This is a genomic window from Streptomyces sp. NPDC051569 (genome assembly GCF_044454085.1).
Classification (GTDB): domain Bacteria; phylum Actinomycetota; class Actinomycetes; order Streptomycetales; family Streptomycetaceae; genus Streptomyces.
In genome coordinates this window covers 63687-79160 of sequence record NZ_JBITDJ010000026.1, presented here as the reverse complement: position 1 = coordinate 79160, position 15474 = coordinate 63687, and the positions used below count along the sequence as shown (strand labels likewise).

Here is a 15474-nt window from a genome sequence, read left to right as displayed (position 1 = left end):
GCGGGGACAGGTAGATGCCCACCACGTCGCGGACCTTGGTCACGAACTGCGGGTCGGTCGACAGCTTCCAGGTCTCCACGATGTGGGGCTTGAGGCCGAACGCCCGCCAGATCCTCGAGACGGCCGACTGCGACATGCCCTGCGCCTCGGCCATCGAACGCGTCGACCAGTGCGAATCACCGGTCGGCGGTGTCTGGCCGAGCGTCCTGGCGACCAGGGCTTCGACCTGCTCGTCCGTGATCCTCCGCGGCGCCCCCGAGCGCGGCCGGTCCACCAGGCCCTCCAGCCGGTCCGCGGCGAACCGGGCCCGCCACTTGCGCACCGTCTCCCGCGAGACACCCAGGTCGTCCGCGACCCGCGCGTTCGACAGACCCTCCGCACACGCCAGCACGATCCTCGACCGCAGCACGAGCGCCTGCGACGCCGTCTGCTTGCGCAACCAGCCCCGCAGCAACCGGCGTTCGTGATCGGACAACTCCAGCGGCAACGGCTTCGGACCAGGCATCGCCCCACCCTATAACCGCAAGCGAACTACCGACTCAGGACACTAGAGAGTGTCCTCTTCCATTTCCACGCCCGAGGGCATCATCAACCCGCCGATCGACGAGCTGCTCGAGGCCACGGACTCGAAGTACAGCCTCGTGATCTACGCGGCCAAGCGCGCGCGTCAGATCAACGCGTACTACTCGCAGCTCGGTGAGGGCCTGCTCGAGTACGTCGGTCCGCTGGTGGACACCCACGTCCACGAGAAGCCGCTCTCGATCGCCCTGCGCGAGATCAACGCGGGTCTGCTGACCTCCGAGGCCATCGAGGGCCCGGCCCAGTAGGCGCACACGCTCTTCATCCAGGCCCGGCAGCGCGACTGCCGGGCCTGTGGTGTGTCATGGATGTGGTGCGGCACGGGTGTGGCGGGTCAGGGATGCGCCCGAGCACCGATACGGACCGGTCATGACGCGGACCGGTCATGACGCGGACGGTCAAGGACACGACGGTGGAAGGAGACGCGGTGGACAAGCCGAAGGTCGTTCTGGGGGTCGCGGGCGGGATCGCCGCGTACAAGGCGTGCGAGCTGCTGCGCCGGCTGACCGAGTCCGGCCATGACGTACAGGTCGTACCGACGGCTTCCGCGCTGCGCTTCGTGGGTGCCCCGACCTGGTCGGCGCTCTCCGGCCACCCCGTCTCCACCGAGGTCTGGTCCGACGTCCACGAGGTGCCGCACGTGCGGATCGGGCAGTCCGCCGATCTCGTCGTCGTCGCCCCCGCCACCGCCGACCTGCTCGCCAAGGCGGCCCACGGCCTCGCCGACGACCTGCTGACCAACACCCTTCTCACGGCCCGCTGCCCGGTCGTCCTCGCACCGGCCATGCACACGGAGATGTGGGAGCACCCGGCCACCCAGGAGAACGTCGCGACGCTGCGCCGCCGTGGAGCCGTCGTCATCGAACCCGCCGTCGGCAGGCTCACCGGTGCCGACACCGGCAAGGGCCGGCTGCCGGACCCCGGGGAGATCTTCGAGGTCTGCCGCCGGGTGCTGGCGCGCGGTGTCTCCGCACCCGACCTGGCCGGACGCCACGTCGTGATCAGTGCCGGCGGGACGCGCGAGCCGCTCGACCCCGTCCGCTACCTGGGCAACCGCTCCTCGGGCAAGCAGGGTTACGCCCTGGCCCGCACGGCGGCCGCGCGGGGGGCCAGGGTCACGCTCGTCGAGGCCAACACGGGGTTCACCGACCCCGCCGGTGTGGACGTGGTCCATGTCGGGACGGCCGTACAGCTGCGGGAAGCCGTGCTGAAAGCCGCCGCGGACGCCGACGCCGTGGTCATGGCGGCGGCCGTCGCCGACTTCCGGCCCGCGACCTACGCCGAAGGCAAGATCAAGAAGAAGGACGGCGAAGAGGCCCCGACCGTCGTTCTGGTCCGCAACCCGGACATCCTCGCCGAGATCTCCGCCGGGCGGGCGCACCCGGACCAGGTCGTCGTCGGCTTCGCCGCCGAGACGGACGACGTCCTCGCCAACGGCCGGCTGAAGCTGCGGCGCAAGGGCTGTGACCTGCTGGTCGTCAATGAGGTCGGGGAACGCAAGACATTCGGCGCGGAGGAGAACGAGGCCGTCGTGCTCGCCGCGGACGGCGCCGAGACGCCGGTGCCGTACGGCCCCAAGGAAGCACTCGCGGACACCGTCTGGGATCTGGTGGTGCCCAGGCTCGGCGAGCGGACCGCACGGACGCGGGGCGACGGCTGACCCGCCGCACCCCCTCGGGTGACGACTCTGTTGCGCCCTTCTTGCCCCGACATTGCGCCCTTCTTGCCCCGACCTGGCAGAATCGACACGCCGGGTGGCCAAAAACCGGTGAAAACAGGCGTAGCGCCCTCCGACCGAGGGTGAATGTCGTACCGCACCACGCACTGCCACGCGCCACGGGGATCCCGCAGATCGGGGTACTTCACCCGGTGAGCGCGTGCGACCGATAAAGTGGTCGTGGATCGTCGCGGGGCTGCAGCCCCCCGCCGGTCCGCCAACGATCAGCCAGCAGCCGCTGCAACCTCAGGGAGCGATGTGTCCCGCCGTCTCTTCACCTCGGAGTCCGTGACCGAAGGTCACCCCGACAAGATCGCTGACCAGATCAGCGACACCATTCTTGACGCGCTTCTTCGGGACGACCCGTCCTCCCGGGTCGCCGTGGAAACCTTGATCACCACCGGCCTGGTCCATGTGGCCGGCGAGGTGACCACCAAGGCGTACGCCCCGATCGCCCAGCTCGTGCGCAACAAGATCCTTGAGATCGGCTACGACTCCTCGAAGAAGGGCTTCGACGGCGCTTCCTGTGGCGTCTCGGTGTCCATCGGCGCGCAGTCGCCCGACATCGCGCAGGGCGTCGACACGGCCTACGAGCAGCGCGTCGAGGGCGACGAGGACGAGCTGGACAAGCAGGGTGCGGGCGACCAGGGCCTGATGTTCGGCTACGCCTGCGACGAGACGCCCGAGCTGATGCCGCTCCCGATCCACGTGGCGCACCGGCTCTCCCGCCGGCTCTCCGAGGTCCGCAAGAACGGCACCATCCCGTACCTGCGCCCCGACGGCAAGACCCAGGTCACCATCGAGTACGACGGCGACAAGGCCGTCCGCCTGGACACCGTCGTCGTCTCCTCGCAGCACGCGTCCGACATCGACCTGGACTCGCTGCTCGCCCCCGACATCCGCGAGTTCGTCGTCGAGCACGTCCTCAACGGACTGATCGAGGACGGCATCAAGCTGGACACCGAGGGCTACCGCCTGCTGGTCAACCCGACCGGCCGCTTCGAGATCGGCGGCCCGATGGGCGACGCCGGCCTGACCGGCCGCAAGATCATCATCGACACCTACGGCGGCATGGCCCGCCACGGCGGCGGCGCCTTCTCGGGCAAGGACCCGTCCAAGGTCGACCGCTCCGCCGCGTACGCCATGCGCTGGGTCGCGAAGAACGTCGTGGCCGCCGGTCTGGCCGCGCGCTGCGAGGTCCAGGTCGCCTACGCGATCGGCAAGGCCGAGCCGGTCGGTCTCTTCGTCGAGACCTTCGGCACCGCCAAGGTCGACACGGACAAGATCGAGCAGGCCATCGCCGAGGTCTTCGACCTCCGCCCGGCCGCGATCATCCGCGACCTCGACCTGCTCCGCCCGATCTACGCCCAGACGGCGGCGTACGGCCACTTCGGCCGCGAGCTCCCGGACTTCACCTGGGAGCGCACGGACCGCGTGGAGGCCCTGCGCAAGGCCGCGGGCGTCTGAGTCACCCCGCCCCGTTCACGACGACGGCCCCGGACACCTTGGGTGTCCGGGGCCGTCCCGTGTCCGGCGGCGTGCGGGCGGCCGGAAGCCGGAGGTACCGGGGGTTGGTGGAGGTGCTGGAGGTGCTGGAGGTTGCCTGGGGGGCCTGGAGTGTCGGTGCCGTCTGGTAGGTATGAAGCTGTGAGCAGCGACGACAAGCAGCCCGAAGGTCCCGCCGGTGGTGGCGGGCCTGAGCAGCTCGCGCTCATTCGGGAGAGCGTGCGGGAGGCCAAGGTGCCGCGGGCGAAGCCGCGGACCTGGCGGGGGGCCGCGCTGGCCGGGGAGCTGCCGGTCGCGCGGGTGGTGGTGAACAAGGGGGTGCTGCATCTTGACCAGTTCTTCGACTACGCCGTGCCGGAGGAGCTGGACGCGGCGGCGCGGCCCGGCGTGCGGGTGCGGGTGCGCTTCGGGGCCGGGGCGCATCAGGTGCGGGGCGGCCGGCGTGAGGGCGGCCGGCTGATCGACGGGTTCGTCGTGGAGCGGCGGGCCGAGTCCGACTACGCCGGGCCGCTCGCCGCGCTCGCCGACGTGGTCTCGCCGGAGCCGGTGCTCAGCTCCGAGCTGCTCGGGCTCGCGCGTGCCGTCGCCGACCGCTACGCCGGCAGCCTCGCGGACGTCCTGCAGCTCGCGGTGCCGCCGAGGAACGCGCGCGCCGAGTCGAAGCCCTCCCCGGAGCCGCTGGCTCCACCGGCCGCTCCGGAGGCGGGGACCTGGGAGCGTTACGCGAAGGGGGCGGCGTTCCTCGGCGCGCTCGCCGGGGGCGGGGCGCCGCGCGCCGTATGGACCGCGCTGCCGGGGCCGCACTGGGCGGACGAGCTGGCACGGGCGGTGGCGGCCACGCTGGCCTCCGGGCGCGGCGCGCTCGTCGTCGTACCGGACGGGCGGGTCGCGGCGCGGGTCGACGCGGCCCTCACGGCGCTGCTGGGTGAGGGGCGGCACGCCCTGCTGACGGCGGAGGCCGGTCCCGAGAAGCGGTACCGCGAGTGGCTCGCCGTCCGGCGCGGCTCGGTGCGGGCCGTCGTCGGGACCCGCGCCGCCATGTTCGCGCCGGTCCAGGATCTCGGCCTGGTGGCCATCTGGGACGACGGGGACGGCAGCCACAGCGAGCAGCACGCACCTCAGCCGCACGCCCGGGAGGTGCTGCTGCTGCGTGCCGCGCACGACAAATGCGCCTTCCTGCTCGGCAGTACGGGATGCACCGTGGAAGCGGCCCAGCTGGTCGAGACGGGCTGGGCACTGCCGTTGGCGGCCGACCGTGAGCGGGTCCGTACGGCCGCGCCGCTGGTACGCACCGTGGGCGACGGCGAGCTGGCGCGCGACGAGGCGGCGCGCGCGGCCAGGCTGCCCAGCCTCGCCTGGCAGGCCGTCAGGGACGGACTGAAGAGCGGCCCGGTCCTGGTGCAGGTGCCCCGGCGCGGTTATGTGCCCCGGCTGGCCTGCGAACGGTGCCGTACGCCCGCCCGGTGCCGGCAGTGCGCGGGACCGCTGGAAGCCCCGCAGGAGCGGCAGCTGCACTGCGGATGGTGCGGCCGGGACGAGCCGGACTGGCGCTGCGTGGAGTGCGGGAGCACCCGGCTGCGCGCACGGGTCGTCGGGGCGCGGCGGACGGCGGAGGAGCTGGGCCGGGCGTTCCCGGCGGTCCCGGTCCGTACGTCGGGACGGGACCATGTGCTCGATTCCGTACCGGGCCGCCCCGCGCTCGTCGTGAGCACGCCGGGCGCCGAGCCGGTGGCGGAGGGCGGGTACGCGGCCGCGCTGCTCCTCGACGGCTGGGCGATGCTCGGCCGGCCCGATCTGCGGGCGGGGGAGGAGGCGCTGCGGCGCTGGATGCAGGCCGCCGCCCTGGTGCGCGGGCAGAGCGAGGGCGGCACGGTCGTCGTGGTCGCGGAGCCGACGCTGCGGCCGGTGCAGGCGCTGGTGCGCTGGGACCCGGTGGGACACGCGCAGCGCGAGCTGGCGGACCGGGCCGAGCTGGGATTTCCGCCGGTGTCCCGGATGGCGGCGGTCACGGGCCGCGCGGATGCGCTGAGCGGCTTCCTGTCGGCTGCCGGGCTGCCGGCGGACGCGGAGGTGCTGGGGCCCGTGCCTCTGCCGCTGACGGATCCGGCGAGACCGCGCAGGCCGGGCGATGCCCCGCCGGGGGAGCACTGGGAGCGTGTTCTGCTGCGCGTGCCGCCGGGTAGCGGCGCGGCGCTCGCCGGGGCGCTGAAGAGGGCTCAAGCCGGTCGGCTGGCCCGGGGTGGCGGCGACCCGGTCCGGATCAGGATCGATCCGCCGGACATCGGCTGACCCGCTGCTGGGGCGTTCGAGGTTTCGCGGGGTCGAGGTGACGTCAGGCGAGGCCGGGAGCCAGGGGGCGGGAGCCAGGAGCCAGGGGGCGGAAGACCGGAGAGGCGGGGGCGGCGTGCGGCCGCCGGTCGCCCCGGCCGTGCTCGGATCTCGCTGTGCGAACCTCGGGGCCGTGCGGGCGTGTGCCGCTGTGAGCGGCGCCGGGCCCGTCGGCCCGGGGCTGTCGGCCGGGGTTGTCGGCCGGGGATGTGTCGCCGTATGGACCATCTCATCCTGCCGGCGCCCACGCCGTACGGACCCGTCCTGACGAGCCGTACGGCGCGGGCCGCGTGAGCGGTCAGCCGCCGCGCGGGCCCGGGAAGGCACCCGGGCGGGTTTCCTCGCGCAGCGCGTGGGCACCTGCTGTCGGCTGCGGGGGCATCGAGCGGGCGGCGGGGACCGCGGGCAGGCCGGCCGGCAGGGGTGAGCGGGGCGCGGGGGTGGTGCCGGCGCCGTCCCCCGGGCGGTTCGCCGCGACCGCCGTGACCGCGGCGGGCTGCTGGGGGGCCCGCCGGGCACCGTAACGCCGGTGCACCGCCTGCTTGGTGACTCCCAGCGCCGAACCCACCGCGTCCCACGAGAACCCGAGCGAGCGGTCGAAGTCCACTGCCGCGGTCACCAGGGTCTCTACGCTGTCTCTGAGTTCCTGTGCGAGACGGACGGTCGGAGCGGGGGCCCTGCCGTAGACGACGAAGCCCGTGGACGGGCCTGAGCGGCGCGGGCGGTACACATTGCCCAGCTGGGCGGTGAGGGTGCGCAGCGCGTCGACCTGCCGCCGGACCCGCTCGATGTCCCGCACCAACAGGTGCAGGCTTGCCCGGGCTTGTGCGTCGTGGGTTGCGTGGTCGGCCATGAAAAGCCTCTCGAACCGGTGTGGAAAAGGATCCGGGCCGCACCGGTGCGGCCCGCGTGGTCAATCTCTCTTGACAACGCGCCACCGGCCGTTGTGGTCACGCTACGGGGCGTATCCGTATTACGGAGGGTCGCGCGGGCCGTCGTACGCCCCCTGCGGTGCGGCCCCATAGACTGGTGCGCCGTTTGACGACGGCACGTGACGGCCTGGCACAGGTACCCGTGCCAGTAGTGCCCGTGCCGGTGGTTTCCGGGCTGCCCGCGATTCCGGCGGCCCGGGCCGCCGGCCCAGCCAGACACCAGCCCAGCCCGCCCCGCCAGCCCAGTCCGACCAGTTCGAGAGGCAGTCAGCCACCGATGAAGCTCGTCTTCGCCGGCACCCCCGAGGTCGCCGTACCCGCCCTGGACGCACTCATCGCCTCCGACCGGCATGAGGTCGCCGCTGTCGTGACCCGGCCCGACGCCCCGGCCGGACGCGGCCGCAGGCTCGTCGCCAGCCCGGTCGCCCAGCGCGCGGAGGAGGCCGGTATCGAGATCCTCAGGCCGGCCAGGCCGCGCGACGAGGACTTCCTGGCCCGGCTGCGTGAGATCGCGCCGGACTGCTGCCCGGTCGTCGCGTACGGCGCGCTGCTGCCCCGGGTCGCGCTCGACGTGCCGGCCCATGGCTGGGTGAATCTGCACTTCTCGCTGCTGCCCGCCTGGCGCGGTGCCGCACCCGTGCAGCACGCGGTCATGGCCGGTGACGAGATGACCGGCGCGGCCACCTTCCGGATCGAGGAGGGGCTGGACACCGGTCCGGTGTACGGCGTGATCACCGAGCACGTACGCCCCACCGACACCAGCGGAGACCTGCTGACGCGGCTCGCCTTCGCGGGCGCGGGACTGCTCTCGGCGACCATGGACGGCATCGAGGACGGTACGCTCAAGCCCGTACCGCAGCCCGCCGACGGCGTCTCGCTCGCTCCCAAGATCTCCGTCGAGAACGCGCAGGTGGAGTGGACCGCCCCGGCGCTGCGCGTCGACCGTGTCGTCCGCGCCTGCACCCCGGCGCCCGGTGCCTGGACCGTCTTCCGCGCCGAGCGGCTCAAACTGGTCCAGCTGGCACTGGAGCCCGGCCGTGGCGAGCTGGCGCCCGGCGAGCTGGCCGTCGGCAAGAACAACGTGTACGTGGGCACCGGTTCGCACGACGTCGAGCTGCTCTGGGTGCAGCCGCAGGGCAAGAAGCCGATGCGCGCCGCCGACTGGGCGCGCGGGGTGCGGATCGCCCCGGGCGAGAGGCTCGGCGCGGCGGACGTAGGCTGAGGGGGATCGACTCTTCTCACCGCGGAGCACCTTTGAACGAGCAGGCCACCGGCCGTCCCGCCAAGCAGTACCGCCGCCCCAAGAAGGATCCCGTGCGGATCCTCGCCTTCGAGGCGCTCAGGGCCGTCGACGAACGGGACGCGTACGCGAACCTCGTCCTGCCGCCGCTGCTGAAGAAGGCACGCGAGAAGAGCGACTTCGAGGCACGGGACGCGGCGCTCGCCACCGAACTGGTGTACGGGACGCTGCGCCGTCAGGGCACGTACGACGCGATCATCTCGGCGTGCATCGACCGGCCGCTGCGCGAGGTCGACCCGCCGGTGCTCGACGTCCTCGCGCTCGGCGCGCACCAACTGCTCGGGACCCGGATCCCCACCCACGCGGCGGTCTCGGCGAGTGTGGAGCTGGCACGGGTGGTGCTCGGCGACGGGCGGGCCAAGTTCGTCAACGCCGTGCTGCGGAAGATCTCGAAGGACGATCTCGACACCTGGCTGGAACGGGTCGCCCCGCCGTACGACGACGACGCCGAGGAGCATCTCGCGATCGTCCACTCGCACCCCCGCTGGGTGGTCTCCGCGCTCTGGGACTCGCTGGGCGGCGGCCGCGCCGGCATCGAGGACCTCCTCGACGCCGACAACGAACGGCCCGAGGTCACGCTGGTCGCCCGGCCCGGCCGATCCACCACCGACGAGCTGCTGGACGCCGTCGGCGAGGACTCCGCGCTGCCCGGACGCTGGTCGCCCTACGCCGTACGGCTCGCCGAGGGCGGCGAACCGGGCGCGCTCGACGCCGTACGCGACGGGCGGGCCGGTGTGCAGGACGAGGGCAGCCAGCTCGTCGCGATCGCCCTCGCCAACGCCCCGCTGGACGGCGCCGACGCGCGCTGGCTCGACGGCTGCGCCGGCCCCGGCGGGAAGGCGGCCCTGATGGCGGCGCTGGCCGCCGGACGCGGCGCCTTCCTGCTGGCCGCCGAGAAGCAGCCTCACCGCGCCCGGCTCGTCGAACGCGCGCTCGCCGGGAACCCCGGCCCCTACCAGGTGATCACGGCGGACGGCACCCGCCCGCCGTGGGTGCCCGGCTCCTTCGACCGGGTGCTCGTCGACGTGCCCTGCTCGGGCCTCGGCGCGCTGCGCCGTCGGCCGGAGTCGCGCTGGCGGCGCCGCCCGCAGGACCTGGAGGGCTTCGCACCGCTCCAGCGCGGACTGCTGCGCGAGGCGTTCAACGCGGTACGGGTCGGCGGTGTCGTGGGATACGCGACGTGCTCCCCGCACCTCGCCGAGACGCGCGTGGTCGTCGAGGACGTCCTCAAGGGGCGCGGCGGCGCGGCCGTCGAGGCCGAATGGATCGACGCGCGGCCGCTGATGCCCGGCGTACCGGCGCTCGGTGACGGCCCGGACGTCCAGCTGTGGCCGCACCTGCACGGCACGGACGCCATGTACCTGGCGCTGCTGCGCCGTACGGCCTGACGGCCGGGGACCCGGACGACCGCGGGAAGGGGCGGATTGCGCGGACTGTGCCGGTACCGCCCGGCGGCCGTCCCGCGCCCGTCGGGTACGGGCCTTACCCGACGGTCGGGAAGCGGTGCGGAGCATGGCAGGCTTGGCACCATGGCCCAGATCAACCCGAGCATCCTGTCCGCCGACTTCTCCCGACTCGCCGAGGAGGCGAAGGCCGTCGAAGGCGCCGACTGGCTGCACGTCGACGTCATGGACAACCACTTCGTGCCCAATCTGACCCTGGGCGTGCCCGTGGTCGAAGCGCTGAGCCGGGCGACGGACATCCCCCTCGACTGTCATCTGATGATCGAGGAACCCGACCGCTGGGCACCGCAGTTCGTCGAGGCGGGCGCCGGGTCGGTGACCTTCCACGCGGAGGCCGCCGCCGCCCCCGTACGGCTGGCGCGGGAGATCCGGGCCAAGGGCGCGCGGGCGTCCATGGCGCTGAAGCCCGCCACACCGGTCGAACCGTACGAGGACCTGCTCCCCGAGCTCGACATGCTGCTGATCATGACGGTCGAGCCGGGCTTCGGCGGCCAGGCGTTCCTGGACATCATGCTGCCCAAGATCCGCCGCACCCGGGAGCTGATCTCCAAGCACGGGCTGGAGCTGTGGCTCCAGGTCGACGGCGGGGTCTCGGCCACCACCATCGAGCGGTGCGCGGAGGCCGGCGCCGATGTCTTCGTGGCCGGTTCCGCCGTGTACGGGACGGACGATCCGGCCGCCGCGGTCCGGATGCTCCGCAACCAGGCGACGGAGGCCACGGCCACCGCTTCCTGGGCGTGCGGCCACTGAGCCACCGGAACGTGAACGGCGCCCATCAGGGCTGATCAAGGGCCGCTGCATCTGACAGGATGAACAGCGAATCCCGAGTGTGCACAGCAGTGAGGAGATCGCGGTGTCTGGTATGTCGGCGGGTCGGCCGGCCCTGCGGATGGGACCCGCGGAGCTGGTGCAGGCGGCGGCCATGGCCCGCCGCTTCTACCTGGAGGGCAAGTCCAAGATCCAGATCGCCGAGGAGTTCGGCGTCAGCCGGTTCAAGGTGGCCCGGGTCCTGGAGACGGCCCTGGAACGCGACCTCGTGAGGATCGAGATCCGCGTCCCCGCCGAACTGGACGCGGAGCGCTCCGACGCGCTGCGCGCCCGCTACGGCCTGCGGCACGCGGTGGTCGTCGAGTCGCCCGCCGAGGGCGCCGACGAGTCGCCCGACCCGGAGAACCTCGGCGAGGTCGCCGCCGATCTGCTCGGCGAGCTGGTGGTCGAGGGCGACGTGCTCGGCCTGGCCTGGGGCCGGTCGACCATCCATATGGCGGCCGCGCTCGACGCGCTGCCGCCCTGCACGGTCGTCCAGCTCACCGGGGTGTACGACGCGGGCACCGCCGAGCGCGGCTCGGTCGAGGCCGTACGGCGTGCCGCCCAGGTGTCCGGGGGCGAGGCGCATCCCATCTACGCGCCGATGCTGCTGCCCGACCCGGCGACCGCCGCCGCGCTGCGCGGCCAGACCGGGATCGCGCGCGCCTTCGACTACTTCGACAAGGTCACGGTCGCGGCCGTCTCCATCGGCTCCTGGGAGGCGGGGATCTCCACGGTGCACGACATGCTCACCGACGAGGAGCGTTCCCACTACGCCTCGCTGGGTGTCGCCGCCGAGATGTCCGCGCACCTCTTCGACGCCGATGGCCGCCGGGTCGGCCGTGATCTGGGCGAGCGGTGCATCACGGTCGAGGCCGACCGGCTGCGCCGTATCCCGGAGGTCGTGGCGATCGCGGGCGGGCTGCGCAAGGCCGAGGCGATCGGCGCCGTACTCCGCTCGGGTCTGGTCACCAGCCTGGTCACCGACACCGCGGCGGCGGACTTCCTGCTGACGGAATTCAGCCCCGGCCCCCGCCCGGCCCTGGAACGCGCCGACCCGGACAGCGACTGACCGGCCGGGCTGCCAGGGGCCGGGCCCCCGGCCGTCCCGGCCCGGCTGCCGGTCAGCCGAAGTACTGCGCCCCGTTGATGTCGATGACGGTGCCGTTGACGTAAGCGGCCCCGGGCGACGCGAGCCACACGGCGGCATCGGCGACATCCTCCGGCGTCCCCGCGCGGCCCGCCGGGATCGCCGCGATGGTCTGCGCCTTCGACTCGGCCGTGGTGAACGTGTCGTGGAACGGGGTCGCTTCGATGAACCCCGGAGCCAGGGCGTTCACCGTCGTTCCTTCCCCGGCGAGTTCCTTCGCCAGGCCCCGGGTGAAGCCGAACACCGCGGCCTTCGCGGTCGCGTACGCCGTCGCCCCGGCATGACCGCCACTGCGTCCCGCGAGCGACGCCACGTTGATCACGCGGCCCCCGCTCGTGTCCAGCACGGGCAGCAGGTGGTGCGTGACGAGGAACAGGCTGTCGAGATTGACGGCCATGACGTCTTTCCAGAGGCGGTAGTCCATCTCCTTGACGGACGAGCGCCGGACGAGCCCGCCCACGTTGTTGACCAGGATGTTCAGCCGGCCGAACTCCTTCCCGATCACCTCGGCGGCCGTGATCACGTCCGGTTCCGACGTCGCGTCGAGCTGGACCGCCAGCGGGGGCTTCCCGGTCAGTGACCGCACCGACTCGACGAACGCGGGCTCCGGAGCGTGGGTCCGGTAGGTCACCGCGATCTCGGCTCCGGCCGACGCCAGCGCCAGGGCTATCGCCTTCCCGATACCGACGCCCCCACCGGTGATGAGAGCTGTCCTGCCTGAGAGTGCGCCTGTCATGCGGTGGTACTTCCTTCGGTTCGGTTGGCTTGTCCGTGGCTCTGGGCAGAAGGTACAAGGTGATACCCGGGCCCTTGGCGGAAGCCACAGAGCACGGGCACGGGTTCGCCAGGAGCCGGTGGCATCGGCGACAATGACGTAGGAGCCGCAGCCCGGAACGCCGATGCGGTCCGACGCTGACTCCCCACCCGCCCTTCCGCACAACAGCAGGTGAGAGAGTCAGTATGCGTTTCCTCAATGACATCCAGCCGCCGTACGACTTGACCTACGACGACGTGTTCATGGTGCCGAGCCGGTCGGCCGTCGGTTCCCGGCAGGCCGTGGATCTCTCCGCCCCGGACGGTACGGGGACCACCATCCCGCTCGTCGTCGCGAACATGACCGCGATCGCGGGCCGCCGGATGGCCGAGACCGTCGCCCGGCGCGGCGGCCTCGTCGTGATCCCCCAGGACATCCCGATCGAGGTCGTCACCGACGTCGTCTCCTGGGTGAAGACGCGCCACCTCGTACTCGACACCCCGATCGTGCTCGCCCCCACCCAGACCGTCGGCGACGCGCTGTCGCTGCTGCCCAAGCGGGCCCACGGCGCGGGTGTCGTGGTGGACGCCGAGAAGCGGCCCGTCGGCATCGTCACGGACCACGACCTCTCCGGCGTCGACCGTTTCACGCAGCTCTCCGAGGTCATGTCGAAGGACCTGCTGCTGATCTCCGCGGACATGAACCCGGGCGAGGCGTTCGACACACTCGACACCGCCCACCGCAAGCTCGCCCCGGCCATCGACGCCGAGGGCAGGCTGGCCGGCATCCTCACCCGCAAGGGCGCGCTGCGCGCCACGCTCTACACGCCCGCCACCGACGCCGAGGGCAAGCTGCGCATCGCCGCCGCCGTCGGCATCAACGGCGATGTCGCGGGCAAGGCCAAGCAGCTTCTCGACGCGGGGGTGGACACGCTCGTCGTCGACACGGCACACGGCCACCAGGAGTCGATGATCGCCGCGGTCAGGGCGGTCCGCGCGCTCGACCCCCGGGTGCCGATCGTCGCGGGCAACGTCGTCTCCGCCGAGGGCGTACGCGATCTGATCGAGGCCGGCGCGGACATCGTCAAGGTCGGGGTCGGCCCCGGCGCCATGTGCACCACCCGCATGATGACCGGCGTGGGCCGGCCGCAGTTCTCCGCCGTCCTGGAGTGCGCCGCCGAGGCGAAGAAGCACGGCAAGCACGTCTGGGCCGACGGCGGGGTGCGCCACCCGCGCGATGTGGCCATGGCCCTCGCGGCCGGTGCCTCCAACGTCATGATCGGTTCCTGGTTCGCCGGTACGTACGAGTCCCCGGGCGACCTCCAGCAGTCCGCCGACGGCCGGATCTACAAGGAGTCCTTCGGCATGGCCTCCGCCCGCGCCGTACGCAACCGTACGAGCGAGGAGTCGGCCTACGACCGGGCCCGCAAGGGGCTGTTCGAGGAGGGCATCTCCACCTCGCGGATGTTCCTGGACCCGGCCCGCCCCGGCGTCGAGGACCTGATCGACTCGATCATCGCGGGCGTGCGCTCCTCCTGCACCTACGCGGGGGCGAACTCCCTGGAGGAGTTCGAGCGGAAGGCCATCGTCGGCGTCCAGAGCGCCGCCGGATACGCCGAGGGCAAGCCGCTGCACGCCAGCTGGAGCTAGGCCGTGTCGGGGGCGTCCCGCCTGCCCCGCGACGCCCGGCACGCACACTCGCCGTGTTGTCGGAATCACCCGAGTACGTCCAGTACGAGGGTGATTCACCGCCTTGCGACGCACGCACCGGACGCCGCGCGGCCCGCCCCGCGGGCGGAGGGCGCTACTTCCCCACCACGGACCGGCAGCCGGTCGGGGGCCGCCTGACGCCGCCACACCGCCTGTACCCGCTTGCCCTCCGGCAGTGGGCTGATCTCGACATGCCCGGCGAGCCGCAGCACCATGTGCCAGCCGAACCCGCCGCCGCCGGCGAAGTCCGGCTGACGTGCGACCGGCAGCCGCGGGCTGGAGTCGTCCATCTTCACCGTCAGGGTCCCGTTCTCCTCGGTGAGATGGAGCCGCCACCACCCGGAGGTGTGCCGGATGGCGTTCGTGACCAGCTCCGAGACGACCAGCAGCACGGCGTCCAGGTCGGCCCAGGGGCAGTGCTGCTGCAGGAAATCGGCGGCGGCGCCGCGGGCCGCCGCACTGTCCCGGTGCGGCGAGTCCACGACCACCACCTGTGGCTCGGTACTCATCACCGGCTCGCTTACCCCGTTATCGGACTTCCACCGGCGGAGATCGTGGGGTGCCGCCGGGCAGCCCCGCGTGCCTCACAGGCCGGGCGAGCTCGTGTTCTACTTCGGGTGACGGTCACCGCCGCCCCCGCCCCACGCCGCCCCCGGCCGGCCCCCGCAGAGAAGTGAACCACCAGCAGTGCGACTCAACGATCTCGACGAACGCATCGTCCACGCCCTCGCCGAGGACGCCCGCCGGTCCTATGCCGACATCGGCTCGCTCGTGGGCCTGTCGGCGCCCGCCGTGAAACGCCGCGTCGACCGGCTGCGCGCCGGCGGAGCGATCACCGGATTCACGGTACGGGTGGACCCGGCGGCGCTCGGCTGGGAGACCGAGGGGTTCATCGAGATCTACTGCAGCCGCAACACCTCGCCCGACGCCATCCACCGGGGCCTGGAGCGCTATCCGGAGATCGTGTCGGCCTCCACCGTCACCGGTGACGCGGACGCGATCGTCCAGGTCTTCGCCGCCGACATGCGTCACTTCGAGCAGGTGCTGGAACGCATCGCGGGCGAGCCGTACGTGGAGCGTACGAAGTCGGTGCTGGTGCTCTCCCCCCTGCTCAGGCGGTACTCCTCGGGCTCGCCCGAATAACGTCCGCATAACGTCCTGACCAGGCAGGACGCCGCTGCGCAACGAATCGCCGCCGGACCGGCTCACGGCGCAACAGATCGATGGTG

Annotated in this window: 14 protein-coding genes; 10 read left to right on the top strand and 4 right to left on the bottom strand. The window is 72.6% G+C overall.

Features of this window, described 5'->3' with window-relative positions:
- A partial coding sequence (locus ACIBAE_RS27085) for an IS630 family transposase (protein WP_399290294.1) occupies window positions 1–505 on the bottom strand: 505 nt, incomplete at its 3' end.
- Between the two features lie 49 nt (window positions 506–554).
- Here ACIBAE_RS27085 and rpoZ point away from each other — a divergent pair.
- From rpoZ to ACIBAE_RS27065, 4 genes are all read left to right on the top strand, one after another.
- A complete protein-coding gene (gene rpoZ, locus ACIBAE_RS27080) occupies window positions 555–827 on the top strand; it encodes a DNA-directed RNA polymerase subunit omega (RefSeq protein ID WP_028814064.1) in 273 nt (90 codons plus the stop codon).
- 179 nt (window positions 828–1006) lie between these two features.
- The gene (coaBC, locus tag ACIBAE_RS27075) at window positions 1007–2239 is read left to right on the top strand and encodes a bifunctional phosphopantothenoylcysteine decarboxylase/phosphopantothenate--cysteine ligase CoaBC (protein WP_399290299.1); all 1233 of its coding nucleotides are present in this window, start codon (window positions 1007–1009) and stop codon (window positions 2237–2239) included.
- 315 nt (window positions 2240–2554) lie between these two features.
- The gene (gene metK / locus ACIBAE_RS27070; RefSeq protein ID WP_399290292.1) at window positions 2555–3763 is read left to right on the top strand and encodes a methionine adenosyltransferase; all 1209 of its coding nucleotides are present in this window, start codon (window positions 2555–2557) and stop codon (window positions 3761–3763) included.
- Window positions 3764–3943: 180 nt separating this feature from the next.
- A complete protein-coding gene (locus ACIBAE_RS27065) occupies window positions 3944–6091 on the top strand; it encodes a primosomal protein N' (RefSeq protein WP_399290291.1) in 2148 nt (715 codons plus the stop codon).
- Window positions 6092–6428: 337 nt separating this feature from the next.
- Here ACIBAE_RS27065 and ACIBAE_RS27060 read toward each other — a convergent pair whose 3' ends face one another.
- Entirely contained in the window at window positions 6429–6983 is a 555-nt protein-coding gene (locus tag ACIBAE_RS27060; protein WP_399290289.1) for a hypothetical protein, read from the bottom strand.
- 356 nt (window positions 6984–7339) lie between these two features.
- Between ACIBAE_RS27060 and fmt the strand changes: the two genes are divergently transcribed.
- The 4 genes from fmt (at window position 7340) to ACIBAE_RS27040 (ending at window position 11704) form a co-directional block, all read left to right on the top strand.
- Window positions 7340–8284 (top strand): methionyl-tRNA formyltransferase, encoded by a 945-nt coding sequence (gene fmt / locus ACIBAE_RS27055; RefSeq protein WP_399290287.1) that lies wholly within the window; start codon window positions 7340–7342, stop codon window positions 8282–8284.
- 32 nt (window positions 8285–8316) lie between these two features.
- Window positions 8317–9750: an RsmB/NOP family class I SAM-dependent RNA methyltransferase gene (locus ACIBAE_RS27050; protein WP_399290285.1), complete on the top strand. Its 1434-nt coding sequence runs from the start codon at window positions 8317–8319 to the stop codon at window positions 9748–9750.
- 141 nt (window positions 9751–9891) lie between these two features.
- Window positions 9892–10575: a ribulose-phosphate 3-epimerase gene (gene rpe, locus ACIBAE_RS27045; protein ID WP_399290283.1), complete on the top strand. Its 684-nt coding sequence runs from the start codon at window positions 9892–9894 to the stop codon at window positions 10573–10575.
- A 79-nt stretch (window positions 10576–10654) separates the two neighbouring features.
- Window positions 10655–11704 carry a sugar-binding transcriptional regulator gene (locus ACIBAE_RS27040; protein WP_399290281.1) on the top strand — a complete coding sequence of 350 codons (1050 nt, stop codon included), beginning with the start codon at window positions 10655–10657 and terminating at the stop codon, window positions 11702–11704.
- A gap of 52 nt (window positions 11705–11756) precedes the next feature.
- On the opposite strand, the gene ACIBAE_RS27035 is transcribed toward ACIBAE_RS27040, so the two are convergent.
- Window positions 11757–12518 (bottom strand): SDR family NAD(P)-dependent oxidoreductase, encoded by a 762-nt coding sequence (locus tag ACIBAE_RS27035; RefSeq protein WP_399290279.1) that lies wholly within the window; start codon window positions 12516–12518, stop codon window positions 11757–11759.
- 224 nt (window positions 12519–12742) lie between these two features.
- Between ACIBAE_RS27035 and ACIBAE_RS27030 the strand changes: the two genes are divergently transcribed.
- Window positions 12743–14185, top strand: a complete 1443-nt coding sequence (locus tag ACIBAE_RS27030; RefSeq protein ID WP_399290277.1) for a GuaB1 family IMP dehydrogenase-related protein — start codon at window positions 12743–12745, stop codon at window positions 14183–14185.
- Between the two features lie 95 nt (window positions 14186–14280).
- On the opposite strand, the gene ACIBAE_RS27025 is transcribed toward ACIBAE_RS27030, so the two are convergent.
- A complete protein-coding gene (locus tag ACIBAE_RS27025) occupies window positions 14281–14754 on the bottom strand; it encodes an ATP-binding protein (protein ID WP_399290275.1) in 474 nt (157 codons plus the stop codon).
- A 178-nt stretch (window positions 14755–14932) separates the two neighbouring features.
- Here ACIBAE_RS27025 and ACIBAE_RS27020 point away from each other — a divergent pair, with 178 nt between their 5' ends.
- The gene (locus tag ACIBAE_RS27020) at window positions 14933–15388 is read left to right on the top strand and encodes an Lrp/AsnC family transcriptional regulator (RefSeq protein WP_399290273.1); all 456 of its coding nucleotides are present in this window, start codon (window positions 14933–14935) and stop codon (window positions 15386–15388) included.
- Window positions 15389–15474: the final 86 nt, after the last annotated feature.